Here is a 17,874-nt window from a genome sequence, read left to right as displayed (position 1 = left end):
AGATGAGCCAGGTAAGCCCCACCCGCATGAACCTTCTGCAACGGCGCAGCCAGATGCGCCTGGCGCAGAAGGGGGTGGACCTCCTCAAGAAGAAGCGGGACGCCCTGGTGGCCGAGTTCTTCGGGCTGGTCAAGGAGGCCCTCGAGGCCCGCAAGGCCCTGAACCAGGCGGCCCAGGAAGCCTATGGGGCCTTGCTTCTCGCCCAGGCCTTTGACGGGCCGGAGAGCGTTTCCGTTGCGGCCTTGGGGGTGAGGCCCCTCGAGGGGGTGGAGGCTCAGGTGGAAAACGTCTGGGGCAGCAAGGTGCCGAGGCTCAAGGCCACCTTCCCCGATGGGGCCTTGCTCTCCCCGGTGGGCACCCCAGCCTACACCTTGGAAGCCGCCCGGGCCTTTCGCCGCTACGCCGAGGCCTTGATCCAGGTGGCCAACACGGAAACCCGCCTGAAGAAGATCGGGGAGGAGATCAAGAAGACCACCCGTCGGGTGAACGCCCTGGAGCAAGTGGTCATCCCCGGCATCCGCTCGCAGATCCGCTTCATCCAGCAGGTCCTGGAGCAACGGGAACGGGAGGACACCTTCCGCCTCAAGCGCATCAAGGGCAAGATCGAGGCCCGGGAGGCTGAGGCCGAGGGCGGGCGTCCCAACCCGCACCTGGAAATCGGGGCGGGCCTTTAATACCACCCCACCCTGGCGTGGCTAGGGTGGGGGCCCCATAGAGGGGCGGCGTGGGCAAGGGCCCCGGGGTTTCCCCGGGGCCTCCTGCCGCTTGGCCTACTGGGCCTTGGCCTCCTTCAGGAGGTTGAGGAGCACCGTCTGCAGGATGCCCCCGTTCTGGTAGTAGTCCACCTCCACGTTTGTGTCCAGACGGGCGATGGCCTGGAAGCGGATTTCGGAGCCGTCCTCCCTCCTGGCCACCACCTCCACCCGCTTCCGGGGGAAGAGGTCCTCAAGGCCCAGGATGTCGTAGACCTCGTACCCGGTGAGGCCCAGGGTCTCCCGGTTCTCCCCGGGGAGGAACTCCAGGGGCAGGACGCCCATCCCCACCAGGTTGGAGCGGTGGATGCGCTCGAAGCTCTCGGCCAGCACCGCCTTCACCCCCAGGAGGTAGGTGCCCTTGGCGGCCCAGTCGCGGCTAGAGCCGGTGCCGTACTCCTTGCCGGCGATGACCAGAAGGGGCGTCCCTTCGGCCTTGTAGCGCATGGCCACGTTGTAGACGAAGTCCACCTCTCCCTCCGGGAGCTTCTTGGCGTAGCCGCCTTCCACCCCATCCAGCATGAGGTTCTTAATGCGGATGTTGGCAAAGGTGCCCCGCATCATCACCTCGTGGTTCCCCCGGCGGGAGCCGTAGGAGTTGAAGTCCTCGGGCTTAACCCCTTTGGCCAGGAGGTACTGGCCCGCGGGGCTCTTCACGGGGATGGCCCCGGCGGGGGAGATGTGGTCGGTGGTCACCGAGTCCCCCAGGACCAGAAGCACCCTGGCCCCCCGGATGTCCCCCACCTGGCGCCGGCCCAGCTCCTCGAAGAAGGGCGGGTTCTGGATGTAGGTGCTTTCAGGATCCCAGCGGTAGCGCTCCCCTTTGGGGGCGGGGAGGGCCTGCCAGCGCTCGTCCCCCTCGAAGACCCTGGCGTACTCCTTCTTGAAGAGCTCGGGGTCCAGGGTCTTGGCCATGGCCTCCCGGATCTCCTCCATGGAGGGCCAGATGTCCCTGAGGAAGACGGGCTTGCCGTTGGGGTCAAAGCCCAGGGGCTCGCTGGTGAAGTCGATATCCATGCGCCCCGCCAGGGCGTAGGCCACCACCAGCATGGGGCTCGCCAGGTAGTTGGCCTTCACGTGGGGGTTGATGCGCCCCTCAAAGTTGCGGTTGCCGGAGAGGACCGCGGCCACCACCAGGTCGCCTTCCTCCACCGCGCGGGCGATGTCCTCCGGGAGGGGGCCGGAGTTGCCGATGCAGGTGGTGCAGCCGTAGCCCACCACGTGGAAGCGGAGGGCCTCGAGGAAGGGGAGGAGGCCGCTGGCCTCGAGGTAGTCGGTCACCACCTTGGAGCCCGGGGCCAGGGAGCTCTTCACCCAGGGCTTGGTGTCCAGCCCCGCCTCCACCGCCTTCTTGGCCAAAAGCCCCGCGCCCAGCATCACCGTGGGGTTGGAGGTGTTGGTGCAGCTGGTGATGGCGGCGATGACCACCGAGCCGTGGGTGAGCTCAAACTCCTCGTCCTGGCGCTTGACCAGCACCTTTTTGGAAAGCTGGTCCTGGGTGAGGCCGAAGCCCCGCTCCTTCACCGGCTTGGTGAGGTGGGCCAGGAAGCTCCCCTTCACCTCCTTGAGGGGCACCCGGTCCTGGGGCCGCTTGGGGCCGGCTAGGGAGGGTTCCACCGTGGCGAGGTCCAGCTCCAGGTACTCGGAGTAGCGCACCCGTTCCTCTGCCTCAGGCGTGCGGAAAAGCCCGTTGGCCTTGGTGTAGGCCTCCACCAGCGCGATGAGCTCCTCCGGGCGGCCCGTCAGCCTCAGGTAGTTGAGGGTTTCCTCGTCCACGGGGAAGAAGCCCATGGTGGCCCCGTACTCGGGGGCCATGTTGGCGATGGTGGCCCGGTCGGCCAGGGAGAGCTTGGCGACCCCGGGGCCGTAGAACTCCACGAACTTGCCCACCACCCCGTGCTTGCGGAGGATTTCCGTGATGGTGAGGACCAGGTCGGTGGCGGTGGCCCCCTCGGGAAGCTCCCCGTAGAGCTTGAAGCCCACCACCTTGGGGGCCAGCATGTAGTAGGGCTGGCCCAGCATCACCGCTTCGGCCTCGATGCCCCCCACCCCCCAGCCCAGGACCCCGAGGCCGTTCACCATGGTGGTGTGGCTGTCGGTGCCCACCAGGCTGTCGGGGAAGGCGAGAAGGAGGCCATCCCGCTTTTCGGTCATCACCACCTGGGCCAGGTACTCCAGGTTCACCTGGTGGACGATGCCGGTGCCCGGGGGTACCACGCGGAAGTTCTTGAGGGCCCCCTGGCCCCACTTGAGCAGGAGGTAGCGCTCCTTGTTCCGCTCGTACTCCTTCTCCACGTTGTAGAAGAAGGCGTAAGCGGTGCCGAAGGCATCCACCTGTACCGAGTGGTCGATGACCAGGTCGGCAGGGACCACGGGGTTGATGCGCTCAGGGTCCCCGCCCCGCTCGGCCACGGCGTCCCGCATGGCCGCCAGGTCCACCACCGCCGGCACCCCGGTGAAGTCCTGGAGGATGACCCGGGCCAGCTTCAGGGGCACGTTGATCTCCCCGGGCTCCGGTTGCCAGCGGGCCAGGGCCTCGATGTCCTCCCGGGTCACCTGGTAGCCGTCCTCGTTTCTGAGGAGGCTTTCCAGCATGACCCGGATGGAGAAGGGTAGGCGGCTGACCTCCGCCACACCCTGCCGCTCCAGCTCGCTAAGGTCAAAGTAGCCGTAGGTGCCGCTGGCGGTCTCGAGGGTCTTCAGGGCTTTAAAGCTGTCCTTCATGTCCACTCCTTTCCCTTCCCCCGAAGGGCAAAGGGCTAAGCTGGGCTCGGTTGTTGGGGGAAGTTTCCCGAGGGGGGGCGCCCGCCCCGGCTTTTCCCACTATAGCACTTCCAAAAGGGGGGTGGCGTGGCCCAAGATCCAAAAGGGGGGTGGCGTGGCCCAAGACGGCGTTGGCCTGGGCCTGCCGGGCGATCTTCAGGGTTTCCAGAAGGGCCTCCTTGGGAATGCCCAGGCGCTTGGCCCGGTGGCTCATGGCCTTGACGCAGCTTTCCGAACCCGTGGCCAGGGCGATGCCCAGGAGGATGAGGGTGCGGGTCCTTTCGTCCAAGGCTCCCTTCTCCGGCATGGCGAAGGTCCAGCTCCGCCCGTGCTCCAAAAGGAGGCCCGGGGCTTTCTCGGCCAGGAGGGGAATGGCCTTGGGAAGGCCCTCCCCCAGGTTTTCCCGCATGGCCCGTAGAACCCGCTCGTGGGTGCGCTCCATATCCTTAGCGTAGGGCCTGGGGCGGGGGCGGGGTGTCCCACCCCAGGCCCTCCAGGAAGAGAAGGACCTCCTGGCTGATTTCCTGCCAGAGGGCTTCCCTGGGCCGGGTGGCAGGCCGGTCCCCCTTCTGCGGGCCGTAGGCCCCAAAGCCCGCGTGGTTCAGTCCTTCTAGGAAGACCACCCGGGCTCCCCGGGGGAGGCGCTTGGCCTTTTCCCGGGCTTCCTCCGGGGGGAGGAGGCCGTCTTCCGTGCCGTAGAGGGCCAGGGTGGGGAGGCTCTGCCCGGAGAGGTCGGCCTCGGGGTAGCTGGCGAAAAGGACCAGGGGAAGCCCTTCCCGGGCGGCCACCTCCGCCGCCGCCACCCCGCCTAGGCTGTGCCCCCCCACCACCAGGGGGAGGTTAGGGTGGGCGGCCTGGGCCTCCAGAGCCCGCTCCTTTCCCAGGAGGGCGATGCCGGAGGGCACCTTCAGGAGGACCACCAGGTACCCGGCCTCCGCCACGGAGGCCAGGGCCGGGGCGTAGGCCAAAGGCTCCACCCGGGCCCCGGGGTAGAAGGCCAAAAGGGCCTTGGGGGCCTTGGGGACGAGCTCCAGGCCGTAGGGGGCTTCCCGCAGGGTGAGGCTAGGGCGGGCGAGGGCTTCCAGGGCTACCCTCTCGGCCTTCAGGGGTCGGAGGAAGTAAAAGGCCACCCCTACCACCGCCCCGCCCAGGAGCAGGGCCGCGGCCAGGAAGAGGAAGAGGAGCTTCTTGGCACTCACGCTTCACCTCAGGACGGGTTCTTGGGCCCGCCGCCGTTCAAAGGCATAAAACGCTGCGGGCACCACGAAGAGGGTAAGCAGGGTGGAGGAGAGGAGCCCCCCCAGGATGATGACGCCCAGGGGCTTGCGGTACTCCGCTCCTTCTCCCGTGCCCAGAAGGAGGGGCAGGCTGATGATGAGCACGGTGAGGGTGGTCATGAGGATGGGCCTTAGGCGGAGCCTAGCCGCTTCCACCAGGGCATTCTTCAGGGGCATTTCCCGCATGCGCTTCACGGCGAAGTCCAAAAGGAGGATGGCGTTTTTGGTCACCAGCCCGATGAGCATCACCACGCCCAGGACGCTGATCACGTCCAGGCCGGTACCCAGTAGGTAGGTGAGCCAGAAGGCCCCCACCAGGGCCAGGGGCACGGGGAGGAGGAGGTAGAAGGGGTAGCGCCAGGCGTTGAACTGGCTGGCGATGACCAGATAGTTGAGGACCAGGGCCAGGAGGAAGGCCAGGGGGGCCAGCCGGGCCAGCTCCCCGGTGAAGGAGCCCAGGCCGGTGGCGATGAGCTCCACCCCGTCGCCCAAGAGGCCTTTTTCCCTAAGCTCCGTTTCCAGCTCCCGTTGGATCTGGAAGCTCCCAGGGGCGTCGGGCTTGAGGTTGATGTTGATCCCGGCGGCGTAGGCTTGGTTGCGCCTCGAGATCAGGGTGGGTCCGGGCCGCTCCACGAACCGCCCGAGGCTCCCTAGGGGCAGGAAGGCCTGCAGGGCTGGGGCGTAGACGGGGAGGGAAAGGAGGTTGGCCTCGTTTCCCAGGCGCAGGGGGTCGGCCTGGACCACCACGGGGAACTCCTCTCCCGAGCGCCGGGCGGTGGCCGCCTGGGTACCGGAGAGGTAGAGCCTCAGGGCCTGGGCCAGGTCCGCGGGGGTGAGGCCGGTCCCGGCGAGCCTGGCCGGGTCGGGGACGAAGACCCGCTCCCGCTGGGTGGCCTCGAGGGTGCTCTTCACGTTCATCACGTAGGGCTTCTCGGCGATGAGGGCGGTGATGGCCTGTGCCCGCTTCTCCAAAAGCGCCCGGTCGGGACTGGTGACGAAGAACTGCAGATCGGCGTCCCCAGCTTCGGGGCCCGTCTGGGCCAGCACCCGGAGGTCGGCCCCGGGAAAGTCCTTCAGAAGGGCTTTTCCCTCCCGGTTGAAGGCCTCGGTGAGGGTGAAAATGTCCTGCCGTTCCCCTTTGGGCTTGAGGACGATCTGGAGCTGGACCCGGCTGGGGTCTCCCACCTGGGCCCCGCCCACCGCGCTGGCCCCCACGGTGGTCACCACCCGGAGCACGGCGGGGTGGGTGAGGAAATAGGCCTCGAGGGTCCGCGCCGCCCGGTCCGCCACCGCCAGGGGCGTGTCCTTGGGCAGGAGCAGGGTGGCGGTGAGCACCCCGGTGTCGGAGCGGGGGGTGAAGTTGAAGGGGATCTTGGGCAGGATGGGGAAGATGGAGAAGAAAGCGAGGCCCGCAATCCCGAGGACCAGGCCGGGGCGCCTCAGGGCGCCGGCCAGGCTGCGGGCGTAGGCCTCCGTGAGGCGGCTCAGGCCCGCCTCCGCCAGGCCGTGAAGGAGGCGGGTGGCGGCCCCAGCCAGGTCCAAGAGGAAACGCCCCAGGTACCGCAGGAGCCCCAGGAGGGCTGGGTAAAGGGGCAGGAGGAGCAGGTACAGCGGCCCCTGCCGCCAAAGCAGGAAGGCCGTCATGCCCCCCAGCAACAGCCCTAAAGGGGTGCGGAAGCCCCTGCGGTAGGCGAAGCGGAGGTCCTGGGGGAGGAGGTTTAGGGAACGGAAGGCTTCCTTGAGCGTTGGGGGCTCGGGGTCGGGGAAGTAGGCGAGGCGCACGGTGAGGAAGAGGAGGGCCTCCAGCCAGCTCACCGCGATGGCCGCCGCCATGCCCAGGCCAAACTGCTGGAAGATCTGCCCGATGAGCCCCGGGAGGAAGCTGATGGGGAGGAAAACCGCAAGGAGGCTCAAGGTGGCCGCGGCCACCGCCACGCTCACCTCGGATGCCCCTTTGAGAACGGCCTCTTTTGGGCCAAAGCCCATCCGGCGGTAGCGGTCGATGTTCTCCGCCACCACGATGGAGTCATCCACCACGATGCCCACCGCCACGGTGAGGGCGAGAAGGCTGATGAGGTTGTAGGTGAAGCCTAAAACGCCGAAGAGGAGGATAGCCCCGGAGAGGGTGATGGGGATGGCCAGGATCACGGAGAACACGGAGTTGAGCTTCCCCAGGAAGACCAAGACCACGAGGGAAACGGCCAGGGCCGCTAAAAAGGCCTCCCGCACCGTGTCCTCCACCGCGGCGCGGATGAAGCGGGTGGTGTCCAGGGCCACCTCCGCCCGGTAGCCTTGGGGGAGGCGGATCTCGGAAAGGGCCCGCTTTACCCCGTCGGCCACGGCCACGGCGTTGGAGTCTGGGGTTTTCACCACCGCCAGGAGCACGGCGGGGCGGCCATTCAGGCGGTTTAGGGTGGTGGGCTCCTCGGCCCGTTCCTCCACCCGGGCCACGTCCCGCACCCTAAGGCCACGGGAGGGGTCCAGGAGGAGGTCTGCTACCTCTCCTGCCGTGGCCGGGGTGCTCCGCAGGGTGTAGACCAGGCGCTTCTCCCCTTCGGTGAGGCTTCCCAAGGGCAGGTTGAGGGCCGAGGCGGAGAGGGCTTGCGCCACCTGCCCTGGGGCCACCCCCAGGGCTTGCAGGCGGTCCGGGTCCAGGTAAACCCGGATGGAGCGCTTGGGGGCCCCGGTGAGGCGGATGTCCGCCACCCCCTGCACCAGCTGGAGCTTGGGCTTCAGGGTGCGCTCCGCGTAGCGGAGCACCTGGGAGAGGTCCTCCCCCGGGGCCTCGAGGGCCAGGTAGAGGATGGGGCTTGCCGAGGGGTCGAACTTCTGCACCACGGGGGCCGAGGCGTCCTTGGGGAGCTGGCCCCGGGCGGCGGCCACCTTCTGGCTGGCCTCCACCGCCGCCCGGTCCACGTCCACCCCCTGCTGGAACTGGACGAAGACCAGGCTGAAGCCCTCGCTGGAGCTGCTGCCGATGGTGTCCACCCCGCTTAGGGTGGAAAGGGCATCTTCCAGGGGCTTGGAGACCTGCTCCGCCACCTCCTCCGGGCCCGCCCCGGGGTAGCTGGTGGAGACCGCCACCACCGGCACGCTGAAGCGGGGCAGGAGCTCCACCCCGAGCCCTAGGCCCAGCAGCAGGCCCACCAGCACCAGGCCCACGAAGATGGCCGTGGCGAAGACAAAGCGCTCCACGAAGAAGGCCACCAAGGGGTTTTCCCTCACGGGAGCACCTCCACGGGGTCGCCGTCCTTAAGGCCTTCGGGGACGGGGTAGATGACCCGGGCCCCTTCGGGCAAGCCCTCCACCACCGCCTGGGTCCCTTCCTGGGCCACCAGCCGCACCCGGACTTCCCGGGCCCGGCCGTCCTCCACCCGGTAGACCACCGCTTCGCTCTCCTGAATGCGCACCGCGCCGGCGGGCAAGCGAACCCCTTCCGCCACCCGCTCCCGGTAGCGGGCCTCGGCGGGGCCGGGCAGAAGGGCCCCCTGGGGCTCTAGCACCACCTCCACCAGGCGGTTCTGGCCCGGAAGCTCGGACTTGCGCAGGAGCCTGGCCGCCACCTCCTGCCCGTTTTGGCGCAGGGTGAAGGGGGTTTCCGGCCCCAGGGCGCTGGCCTTTTCCGGGGGCAGGTAGACCTTGGCCAGGAGGCGGTCGGTGGTGGCCAGGCGGAAGGCGCGGCTACCCGTGCCCAGGAACTCCCCTTCCTTTACGAAGACCTCCACCACCTCCCCAGCGAAGGGGGCCCGCACCACGCTCTCCTTGAGGTTCCGTTCCGCCTGACGCACCTGGAGCCTGGCCCCTTCCACCTGGAGCTCCAAGAGCCTGAGGTCCTCGGCCCGCTCCAGGCGGGAGAGGGCTTCCCGGGCGTTCTCGTAGGCGCTTTGCGCCTGGCGGAGCTGGGCCTCGAGGGCCTTGAGGTCCAGGGGGGCCAGGGCGCCCGCCTGGAGGAGGGCCTGGCCTTCCTCGTAGCGCCTCTTGGCGGCTTCCAGCTGCACCTTGGCCGCCTCCAGCTGGGCCTGGAGGGCGGCCCGGTTGCCCAGGAGCTGGTTCCGCGCCCGCTCCAGGTTGGCCTCCGCCTGGCGGAGGTTGAGCCTTGCGGCCTCCAGGGCCTCCTGGAAGGGGGCGGGGTCCAGGTAGACCACCCCTTCCCCGGCCCGCACCGGGGTGCCTGCGGGGAGGGTCTTGAGCACCCGGCCTGCGGCCCCGGCGGCCACCAGGCTGTCCCGTTCCGCCTGCAGGCTGGCGGAGGCCCGCACTTCCCGTTCCAGGACGCCCCGCTTGGCCTCCACCACCCGCACCTGGAGGGCCAGGGGGGCTTGGGCTTCCTGGGCGGGGGCTTCCGCCTTTTTGGGGGCGCAGGCGAAGAGGAGGAGGGGTAGGAGAAGGAGGAGTCGGCGCATGTTCACCTCGAGGCCAAAAGGCCGTAGTAGGCCTTCAGGTAGGCGTGCTTGGCCTGCTCCCAGGAGAGCTCCGCCTGCTTCAGGGCGAGCTCCTGTTGCAGGAGGGAGAGGCGGCTTGTGAGCCCGGCTTGGAAGCGCTTTTCCTCGGCCCGGTACCGCTCCTGGGCCGCCTGGTAGGCTTCCTCCGCCGTCTTCACCCCCTGGAGGAGGGGGGCGAGCTGGCGCTGGCGGGCCTCCAGGGCTACCCTTAGGGAGCGCTCCAGGCTCAGCAGGTTTTCCTCCAGGGTCTTGGCCTGGTCCTCCAGGGCCTCGAGGTCCTTCCTGGCGGCGAAGCTCTCGTCCAGGAGGCCCCGCTGGAAGCGGAGGAGCTCTAAGGACTGCCGGAGCTGGAGAAGGTCAGCGTGCTCCTGGAGGAGGCTTGTCACCACCTCCTCGCCGGGGATGGGGGGAAGCTCATGGACGCTTTCCGGATTCCAGGCCCCCACCAGGTTGGCCAAGGCGGCCAGGGCGCTTTCTTGGCCGCGCTGGGCGGCCTCTAGGTTCTTCCGGGCCTCCAGCGCCCGGTTCTGCGCCTCCATGAGGTCCAGGCTGGTGGCGCCCCCGCCCTTCACCCGCACCTCGGTGGCCTTGAGGCCCAGCTCAGCCACCTCCAGGGCTTTGGCGGCCAGGGCTACCTGGAGTTCGGCCTCCCGGGCCTGGGCGTAGGCGGCGACGATGTCGCTTTCCGCCTGGGCCAGGGCCCGCTTGAGCTTGGCCTCGGCCAGGAGGGCGGCCTGCCGGGCTTGGAGCTCGGAGAGGGCAGTGCGCAAAGGGTCTTGGAGGGTTCGGGCCAGGTCCTTCTGCTTCAGGACGTGGTCCAGCCGGGCCGTGACCACCGCCGCCGCCTCGGGGGCCCGCTTCAGGGCCTCGGGGAGGGGCTGGGCCAGGGCGGGGAGCAGGAGGAGAAGGGTCATAAGGGGTCGTTTCATGGATTTACCTCCGGTAAAAGCTCGCCGTAGAACTGGTAAAGCTCCATCAGACGGTTTCGGTACTCGCTTTCCGCTTGCGCCAGGCCCAGGCGGGCCTGCATCCACGAGAGTTCAGCCTGGAGGAGGCCCAAGGGGCTTTCCAGCCCCAGGGCCAGGCGCTTTCGGGTTTCCTCCAGGGCCTGCTCTTGTGTGGCCAGGCGCCTTTGGGCCAGGGCCAAGGCGGCCTCGGCCCCTTGAAGGGCGTGGCGCAGGCTGGCCTCTTGAAGATGGGCCTGGATCTCGGCCGCCCGCAGGGCCTCTTCTGCCCCCTGCTTCTGGAGGTTGGCCGCCTCCAGGGCCGCCAGGAGCCCAGGGGAGAGGGTGAGGGAGAGGGAAAGCCGGAGCTCCTCCTGGGTGCGGTAGCTGCCCCCGCCCGGCACCGGGGTGGGCTGGCGGGCCGGGTCCTGCCGGGTGTAGGAGAGGGTGGGCTGCAGGGAGCGGCTGGAAATGGAAAGGGCCAGGGTGTCGTTGCCGCTAGGGTAGAGGAGGTAGCTGGCCTGCGCCTGGGGCAGGAGGGCGCGGAGGGCACTCTCGTAGGCGATCTCGGCCTCCGCCATGCTTAGGCGGGCTTCCTCCAGGGCAAGGGGCGTGCTCCCCTTGGGCGGGGGGATCTCGGGAAGGGGCTTTTCCAGGTCCACCAGCCCTAGCGCCGCCTGCTTGGCCAGCTCCAGGCCGCGGCGGGCCTCCTCGAGGCGGTTTTGCGCCTCCAGGAGAGCAAGCTCCGCCTCGCGCAGCTCCTTGGCGTTGGCCTGGCGCTTCCTGGCGGCCTCCAGGGCTTTCTCCGCCAGCTCCACGCCCTTGGCCGCCGCCTCCACCCCCAAAAGGGCCTGGCGGTGACGGCCGTATGCGGCCACCGCCTGGGCCTGTAGGGCGGTGAGGGCCTTGCGGTAGCCCAGTTCCGCCCGGCGGTAGGTGATCTGGGCCCTTGCTAGCCCGTCTGCGGTCTCCCCGAAGGGGAAGGGCGTGAGGACCAGGGACAGGGTGAGGCTCCCCCCCGTGGCGGGGAGGCTTGGGCAGAGGGAGGCGGGGGTGCACTCGTAGCCTAGCCGGGCGTAGTTGCCCTGGAGGTTGAGGGCGAGGGGGCTGGCCTGGGCTTCCAGCCCCTTGCGCGCTGCCTCCAGAAGGGCTTGGGCCTGGCGGAGGAGGGGGTGCTCCCGCAAGGGCACTAGGGCGTGGCCGCTGGCCAGGGCCGGGACCAGGAGGAAAAGCAGGGCCCAGGGCCTAGCCACGCTCCACCTCCGTGAGCTTTTTCAGCAGGTCGCGGAAGGCCAGAAGCTCCGCGGTGTTCAGGCGGCTAAGGTGCTGGCGGTAGGCCTCCAGCCAGGCTGCCTGGAGCCGTCCTTGCACCGCCTTTCCCTTGGGGGTGAGCTGGAGCTGGACCCGCCGCCGGTCCTCGGGGTCGGGGTGGCGTTCCAGGAGCCCGGCTTCTTCCAAGGAGGCCAGGAGGTGGGAGACCTGGGAGGGCAGGACCTCCAGGTGCTCGGCCAGCCTCGAGGGCAGCCGCACCCCCTCGGCCACCAGGCGGAGCGCCTCCGCCTGCAGGGGGGATACCCCTTCCTTAGCGAAGACCTCCTTGGCCCGGGCAAAGAGGAGGCGCATGAGGGCGTAGCCCAACCGGGAAAGCTCTTCCACCAGGGTGAGGGGCGGACCATTCATACCCTTCAACTATACAGAAAGGTGAAGTAAGGAGGTGGGGCCGGGCCACACTTGCCCATGGTGTACAATGCGAAAAGGTGATATGGACAGACCTCCCAGTCGGTGGCTCTTCTTCTTGCCCTTCGGCACCGTAGCCCTGGCCCAGTCCCAAGCCCCTAGTCCTGGGGACCTTTTTCTTTTGGCCCTCTTCCTGGTCCTTTCCGCCTTCTTTTCCGCCAGCGAGACCGCCTTCACCACCCTCTACCCCTGGAAGGTGCGGGAGCTTTCGGAAGCCCAAGGGGGGCCCTTCCGCCTCTTGGCCCAGGACATCACCCGCTTCCTCACCACCATCCTGGTGGGCAACAACCTGGTGAACATTGCCGCCACCGCCTTGGTCACGGACCTGGCCACCCGGGCCTTCGGCTCCGCGGGGGTGGGGGTGGCCACCGGGGTCATGACCTTCCTGATCCTTTTCTTCGGGGAGATCACCCCCAAGTCCATCGCCGTGCACCACGCCGTACCCCTGGCCCGGGTGGCCGCCTGGCCCATCTACCTCCTCTCCGTCCTCCTCTACCCGGTGGGGCGCTTCTTTAGCCTGGTTTCCGTTTCCCTGCTCAAGGTGCTGGGCCTCGAGCCCCGGGGCACGCCCCTGGTGTCCGAGCAGGAGCTCAAGCTCATCCTGGCGGGGGCGGAGGAGTCCGGCACCATCGAGGCCCAGGAGGAGGAGATGATCCACTCCATCCTGGAGCTGGAGGAAACCCCGGTGCGGGAGATCATGACCCCGCGGGTGGACATGGTGGCCATCGAGGCCGACGCCACCTTGGAGGACTTCCTCCACCTCTTCCGCGAGCACCGCTACAGCCGGGTGCCCGTTTACCGGGAGAGCGTGGACCACATCGTGGGGGTGGCTTACGCCAAAGACCTCCTGGACTACTACTGCGAGGAGGACCTCAAGGCGCGCACCGTGGCCTCCATCGCCCACCCCCCCTACTTCGTGCCCGAGAACATGGACGCCTGGACCCTCCTGCGGGAGCTTAGGCGCCGGAAGGTGCACATGGCCATCGTGGTGGACGAGTTCGGGGGCACGGCGGGCCTGGTGACCCTCGAGGACGTGATGGAGGAGATCGTGGGGGAGATTTACGACGAAACCGACGAGCCGGAGGACGCCGCCATCAGGCGCCTCCCCGACGGCACCCTCTCCATCCAGGCCCAGACCCCCGTGGACGAGGTCTCCGAGGCCTTAGGGGTGGAGCTTCCCGAGGGGGAGTACGACACCCTCTCGGGCTTCCTCTACGAGCAGTTTGGGCGTATCCCCAGCGTGGGGGAGAGCGTGGAGTGGCAGGGCTTCCGCTTCGTGGTGGAAAGCGCCGACCAAAGGCGCATCGAACGGGTGCGGGTGGAAAGGCTCGTGGAGCATGGAGAAGGTTAGGGAAATCCTGAAGGCCCACGTGGGGCGGGCCTATGCTCCCTATTCCGGCTTTCCCGTGGTGGCCCTGGTGGAGGCGGAGGGGGAAAGCTTCCTTGGAGTCAACGTGGAGAACGCCTCCTTTCCCCTTTCCCAGTGCGCCGAGCGCAACGCGGTGGCGGCCATGGTCCTGGCGGGGAAAAGGAAGCTGGAGCGGGTGCACATCTATAGCCCCAAAGGCCCCATTCCCCCCTGTGGGGGGTGCCGCCAGGTGCTCTTGGAGTTCGGCGGGCCCGAGGCGGAGGTGGTGATGCACGGGCCCCAGGGGTACGAGGTGCGCTCCTTGGGGGAGCTCCTTCCCCTCGGCTTCAAACTCTAAAGGGCCAGGACCAGGGTCTGGCGGAAGAAGCCTGGGATCTCGAGGGTGAGCTCCAGCCTTCCCGAACCCCGCTCTAGCCCAGGCCGGAAGCCCACCACCTGAAGCCTTCCTTCCCCCCGGGCGGGCAGGTCAGCCTCCACCCGGAAGCTCTGGCCCAGGAGGACAAGCCGCCCTTCCACCCGGAGGGGCAGGGGGTTGGGGTTTTCCAGGAAGAAGTTCACCCCTGCCCGGCGCACCCTTGGGGGCTCTAAGGGTAGGGCCACCCGGGTGCGGAAGAAGGTCAGCTCCCGCCCCAGGGTGCGGCCTTCCAGGGCCACCTCCACCCCCTGCGGGGAGAGAAGGGCTTGGGCGGTGTTCAGGGCGTTTTGCGGGATAAGCCGCACCAGAAGCACCTCCTCCTTCGCTCCTGGGGGCAGGGTGAGGTCCAGGGGCACCGCGACCTCGCCCACCTTGAGCCGGGCGCCCAAGGCGGAAAGGGGCAGGGGGAAGGGGTTGGGGTTGTGGAAGGCCACCCTGAGGCCCAGAAGGAGGGCTGGGCTCGGGGAGAGCTCCAGGCCCCGTAGCTCCGCCCCCAGGAAGCGGGCCTCGGGAGTGAGGGTCTGGGGGGCGCAGGCCCCCAGGGCCAAAAGGACCAGGAGAAAACCGGTTCTGAAGAAGGCCTTCATAGGATCCACCCCTCTTCCTTCAGGCTTTCCAGCTCCGGCAAAAAGGCCGGCCAGAAGGGGCTTTCCTCAGGATAGGGCGGCCGGGGGTAGCCCGCGGGCAGGCCCAGGTGGCGGAGGGCCTGCTTGAGGAGGGGCACCCCCCCCTTGGCGAGGAGGTCCCCCAAGGGGAAAAGGCGCCGCTGGAGGGCTTGGGCTTCCTCCAGGCGTCCTCCGCGGAAGGCTTCCAAGAGGGCGCGGTAGGCCCGGGGGGCCAGGTTGGCCGCGGCCAGGATGCCCCCTTCCACGCCCAGGGCCAAGGCCCCCAGGAAGGTGGGGGCGTGGCCGGTGAAGACCCGGAAATCCTTCAGATGGGCCTGGTAAAAGGCCAGGCGGGTTAGGTCCCCGCTGGAGTCCTTGATGCCCAGGACCTGCGGGTGGGCCGCCAGGGCCTCCACCGCAGGGAGGGGGAGGTCTACCTTGGTGTTCTGGGGCACGTGGTAGAGGAAGACGGGCATCCTGTCCGCTAGGGCTTGGTAGTAGGTGAGAAGCCCTTCCCCGAGGCTTCCGTGGTAGTAGCGGGGCGGGGTGGCCAGGAGGGCCATGGCCCCCGCTTCCTTAGCTTCCAGGAGGGCCCGCTCCGCCTGGGGCAGGGTTTCCTCCATGAGGCCTACCAGGAAGGGCTTCTTGGGGCTCAGGGCCCGCAGGCCCTGGGCCCGCTCCTCCGGGGTCAGGTGGACGCCCTCCCCGTTGGAGCCGTAGATGAGAAGCCCGTCCACCAAGGGTTCTAGGGCTTCCGCCAGTTCCCGAAAGGCTTCCGCGTCCAGGCGGCCTTCCCGGTCAAAGGGAGTGGGGATGGGAGGAAGGATCATGCGGACCTCCTCAGGCTAAGGGCCAACCCCAGGAGGTGGAGCCCATAGGCCAGGATCAGGAGGGTCGGTCCCTTCCTCTCCAGGAGGGCCAGGAGCCCGTAGGCGAAAAGGAGGAGAAGCACGAGGCCCAGCCCCGCGGAGAACCCCAGGCTTCCCGGTACCAGGAGGCGCACCCCCAGGGCCCAGGAGGGGGGGACCGGGGTCCTGCGCCGGGGTAGGAGGAAGGTGAGGAGGTGGTAAAGAAGGAGGAGCCAGAAGCCCACGAAGGCCCAAGGCTTCACCCCTTCGGGAAGGGGGGTGCTGAGGTGCAGGAACCCCCGGAAGGGATCCTCCAGGAGGCGCTTTAGCTCCACCTGGAGGAGGGCCTGATAAAGGGTGCGCACGGAGGGGCCTGGCTCCCTGGCCCCCCAGGGGTCCTGGCCCAGCCCTAAGGCGGTGCGGATGGGGCCCTCGAGGGGAGCCTTACGGTAGGCTTGGGCCAAGGCGGTTTCGTCTCCCCTAAGGGCCAGGGCAAAGGGTAAGGAGGCCTCCCGCAGGAGGTCCCGGGCCTCCTTGGGGGCTTCCGAAAGGAGGGCGTAGCCCAGAAGCGCCTTGACCTCGGGGGTAGAGGGCAGGGTGCGGAGCCAGTCCTGGGCTTTTTGGGTGCGGAGGGTGCCTTGGTCCAAGGGGGAGGCGAAAAGTCCTTTGCGCACCTGGGCGTCCAGTCCCTGAAGGAGGAGGCCCAGTCCGAGGGCCAGGAAGAGGGCCAGGGCCAGCACCCGTTCCCCCAGGCTGGCGTAGGCCAGGTGGAGGTGCCGAAGGCGCAGGAGGGGGTGCCGCCAGAACCCACCCAGGTAGCCACCGATGGGCTTCAGGTCCTTTAGCTGGGCGGGCAGGTAAAAGAGGAAGAGGTAGAGCATAAGGGCCAAATACGCCAGGCCCAAGGTCCCAAGGGCGGGGGAAAGCAGGGAAAGCCTTGGGGGAAGCCAGGTCCTAAGGAGTTTCTCCGCTTCCTGGAAGCGCAAGGCCTGGGCCGGGTGCCCCTGGGCCTCCAGGTACTGGGCCGTTTCCTTAAAAAAGGCCAAGGAACCTGGGAAAAGGGGGGTGTAGCGGAGAAGGGCCTGGGCCAGGAGGAGGGCCTTTTCGGGATCCTTTTGCCGCAGGGAGCGGGAGACCTCCGCCATGCGGGCCACCTCCGGTTGGCCGAAGAAGAGTTCCGGCCTATGGCCCCGGGCCAGCAGGTCCTGGCCGTAGGCCTCCAGGTCCTCCGGGGTGAGGCTGGCGGGGTCTTGGGTCCAGTAGGCGAAATAAGGCCAGGGCTTAGGAGGGTTAAGGGCCTGGAGGAGGGTGCCTAGGGCCTTTAGGTCCTCCCCGTGGCCTTCAAAGGGCAAGGGGGGGAAGGGGATGGGCAGGACCCAGTCCCCTTGGAGGAGGGCCTCAGGGCCTGGACGGAGGGCCAGGAGGCGGGCCGGGGCGAAGTGGAAGGAGACGGCTTCCCCCTTCAGGCGGGTCTCCACCACCAAAAGCCCCTGGGCCACGTACACCTTATCCCCCTGGACCAAGGGTCCCAGCCAGTCCCCTGGGGGCAGGGGCAGGAGGCCCCAGGGGAGCTTAAGGCCTTCCTGGGTCAGCTCGGCGGTGGTGGGAGCCAGGGCGGTGAGGCGGGCTTCCAGGGCTCCGGAGGGCAGGGAAAGGCGGATGCGGTACTCCCCAGGGGCCTTGGGGTGTAGCTCCAGCTGGAACCTTCCCTTCTGGGCCTCCACCTCCAGGGTTTCCTGCCCCTCGGGTCCTTCCAGCACCAGGGGGAAGCGCCCTTCGGGCAGGTCCCGCCCCTCCAGGACCACGGGCCTTCCCGCCTGGACCTCCTTCGGGACCACCAGGCTTTGGCCTAAAACCGGGAGTCCCAGGGCCAAGAGGAAGCCGATGGCCCGGGTCAGGAACGCGCGCATGGGGTTATTCTACAGGCATGGGTCTACTGGACATGATCGGCCCGGTGATGGTGGGGCCTTCCTCCAGCCACACCGCCGGCGCCTGCCGCCTGGCCCTTTTGGCCCGCCACCTTCTGGGAGAAAAGCCCCGGCGGGTGGAGTTTGGCCTCCACGGCTCCTTCGCCAAGACCGGCAAGGGCCACGGCACCCACCTGGCCCTGGCGGCAGGGGTCCTAGGTCTTAAGCCGGACGACGAAAGGCTGAAGGTGAGCCTGGAGCTGGCCCAGGCCGAGGGGGTGGAGGTGGTCTTCCGGGAAGTGGAGCTGGGGGACGTCCATCCCAACACCGTGCGCATGGTCTTGGAAGGGGAGAAGGAGCGCTTGGTGGTCACGGGAAGCTCTTTGGGCGGGGGGCTGGTGCGGGTCTTCGACCTGGACGGCTTTGAGGTGCGCATCACCGGCGCCGCTCCCACCCTCGTCATCCGCAACGTGGACACCCCGGGGGTGGTGGCGCGGGTGGCCCGCATCCTGGCCGACGACGAGGTGAACATCGCCCACCTCACCGTGAGCCGGAAGAAGCGGGGTGGGGAGGCCATGATGAGCATTGAGGTGGACCGTCCCCTTTCCGAGGTGCCCCTAAGGTACCTGGGGTACCTCTCCTACATCCTCTGGGTGCGGCAGATCCCTCCCGTGATGGACTAAGGGCCTGCGACGGTACCCCATCGGCAAAGGCCGAAACGCCTGGCCCATGGCCTTTCTGGGGGCACTTAGAGGCTGTCGTAAAAGTCTTGTATCCTTGAAGGGTGCAGAGGACACGCCCATCCTACCCCAGCG

Annotated in this window: 15 protein-coding genes; 4 read left to right on the top strand and 11 right to left on the bottom strand. The window is 68.4% G+C overall.

Translation table 11 applies throughout. The features are described from left to right. The first annotated feature begins 2 nt into the window (after positions 1-2). On the top strand, positions 3-674 hold the full coding sequence (gene atpD, locus L1088_RS07215; RefSeq protein ID WP_135259451.1) for a V-type ATP synthase subunit D: 672 nt from the start codon (positions 3-5) through the stop codon (positions 672-674). A gap of 96 nt (positions 675-770) precedes the next feature. Here atpD and acnA read toward each other — a convergent pair whose 3' ends face one another. Genes acnA through L1088_RS07175 form a run of 8 tightly spaced genes read right to left on the bottom strand, consistent with a single transcriptional unit; the run spans position 771 to position 11,858 of the window. Continuing rightward, positions 771-3,476, bottom strand: a complete 2,706-nt coding sequence (gene acnA / locus L1088_RS07210; RefSeq protein WP_234554336.1) for an aconitate hydratase AcnA — start codon at positions 3,474-3,476, stop codon at positions 771-773. Beyond that, entirely contained in the window at positions 3,460-3,957 is a 498-nt protein-coding gene (locus L1088_RS07205; protein ID WP_234554335.1) for a carboxymuconolactone decarboxylase family protein, read from the bottom strand. Before L1088_RS07205 ends, acnA begins: the two co-directional genes overlap by 17 nt. A gap of 4 nt (positions 3,958-3,961) precedes the next feature. Then, positions 3,962-4,714 (bottom strand): alpha/beta hydrolase, encoded by a 753-nt coding sequence (locus L1088_RS07200; RefSeq protein WP_234554334.1) that lies wholly within the window; start codon positions 4,712-4,714, stop codon positions 3,962-3,964. Positions 4,715-4,717: 3 nt separating this feature from the next. Beyond that, entirely contained in the window at positions 4,718-8,017 is a 3,300-nt protein-coding gene (locus L1088_RS07195; RefSeq protein ID WP_234554333.1) for an efflux RND transporter permease subunit, read from the bottom strand. Then, complete coding sequence (locus L1088_RS07190) at positions 8,014-9,195, bottom strand: efflux RND transporter periplasmic adaptor subunit (RefSeq protein ID WP_234554332.1); 1,182 nt, start codon at positions 9,193-9,195, stop codon at positions 8,014-8,016. The genes L1088_RS07195 and L1088_RS07190 overlap by 4 nt, the downstream gene beginning before the upstream one ends. Positions 9,196-9,197: 2 nt before the next feature. After that, on the bottom strand, positions 9,198-10,163 hold the full coding sequence (locus tag L1088_RS07185; RefSeq protein WP_234554331.1) for a TolC family protein: 966 nt from the start codon (positions 10,161-10,163) through the stop codon (positions 9,198-9,200). Next, the gene (locus L1088_RS07180) at positions 10,160-11,431 is read right to left on the bottom strand and encodes a TolC family protein (RefSeq protein ID WP_234554330.1); all 1,272 of its coding nucleotides are present in this window, start codon (positions 11,429-11,431) and stop codon (positions 10,160-10,162) included. The genes L1088_RS07185 and L1088_RS07180 overlap by 4 nt, the downstream gene beginning before the upstream one ends. Next, a complete protein-coding gene (locus L1088_RS07175) occupies positions 11,424-11,858 on the bottom strand; it encodes a MarR family winged helix-turn-helix transcriptional regulator (protein WP_038046070.1) in 435 nt (144 codons plus the stop codon). Before L1088_RS07175 ends, L1088_RS07180 begins: the two co-directional genes overlap by 8 nt. 82 nt (positions 11,859-11,940) lie before the next feature. On the opposite strand from L1088_RS07175, the gene L1088_RS07170 reads away from it, so the two are divergent. Then, positions 11,941-13,266 (top strand): hemolysin family protein, encoded by a 1,326-nt coding sequence (locus L1088_RS07170; RefSeq protein ID WP_234554329.1) that lies wholly within the window; start codon positions 11,941-11,943, stop codon positions 13,264-13,266. Further along, the gene (gene cdd / locus L1088_RS07165; protein WP_038046072.1) at positions 13,253-13,621 is read left to right on the top strand and encodes a cytidine deaminase; all 369 of its coding nucleotides are present in this window, start codon (positions 13,253-13,255) and stop codon (positions 13,619-13,621) included. Before L1088_RS07170 ends, cdd begins: the two co-directional genes overlap by 14 nt. Here cdd and L1088_RS07160 read toward each other — a convergent pair. From L1088_RS07160 to L1088_RS07150, 3 genes are read right to left on the bottom strand one after another with little or no spacing between them, the layout of a single operon-like run. Beyond that, positions 13,618-14,286, bottom strand: coding sequence for a hypothetical protein (locus L1088_RS07160; protein ID WP_234554328.1), 669 nt, complete (start codon positions 14,284-14,286; stop codon positions 13,618-13,620). The genes cdd and L1088_RS07160 overlap by 4 nt on opposite strands. Further along, positions 14,283-15,134 (bottom strand): dihydrodipicolinate synthase family protein, encoded by an 852-nt coding sequence (locus L1088_RS07155; protein ID WP_234554327.1) that lies wholly within the window; start codon positions 15,132-15,134, stop codon positions 14,283-14,285. The genes L1088_RS07160 and L1088_RS07155 overlap by 4 nt, the downstream gene beginning before the upstream one ends. Then, positions 15,131-17,062, bottom strand: a complete 1,932-nt coding sequence (locus L1088_RS07150; protein WP_234554326.1) for a hypothetical protein — start codon at positions 17,060-17,062, stop codon at positions 15,131-15,133. Before L1088_RS07150 ends, L1088_RS07155 begins: the two co-directional genes overlap by 4 nt. A gap of 17 nt (positions 17,063-17,079) precedes the next feature. On the opposite strand from L1088_RS07150, the gene sdaAB reads away from it, so the two are divergent. Beyond that, on the top strand, positions 17,080-17,742 hold the full coding sequence (gene sdaAB / locus L1088_RS07145) for an L-serine ammonia-lyase, iron-sulfur-dependent subunit beta (protein WP_038046076.1): 663 nt from the start codon (positions 17,080-17,082) through the stop codon (positions 17,740-17,742). Positions 17,743-17,874 lie beyond the last annotated feature (132 nt).

This window comes from Thermus caliditerrae (assembly GCF_021462525.1).
Lineage (GTDB): Bacteria > Deinococcota > Deinococci > Deinococcales > Thermaceae > Thermus > Thermus caliditerrae.
Note: the sequence above shows the minus strand (reverse complement) of the source record. Positions and strands in the feature narration are given on the sequence as shown.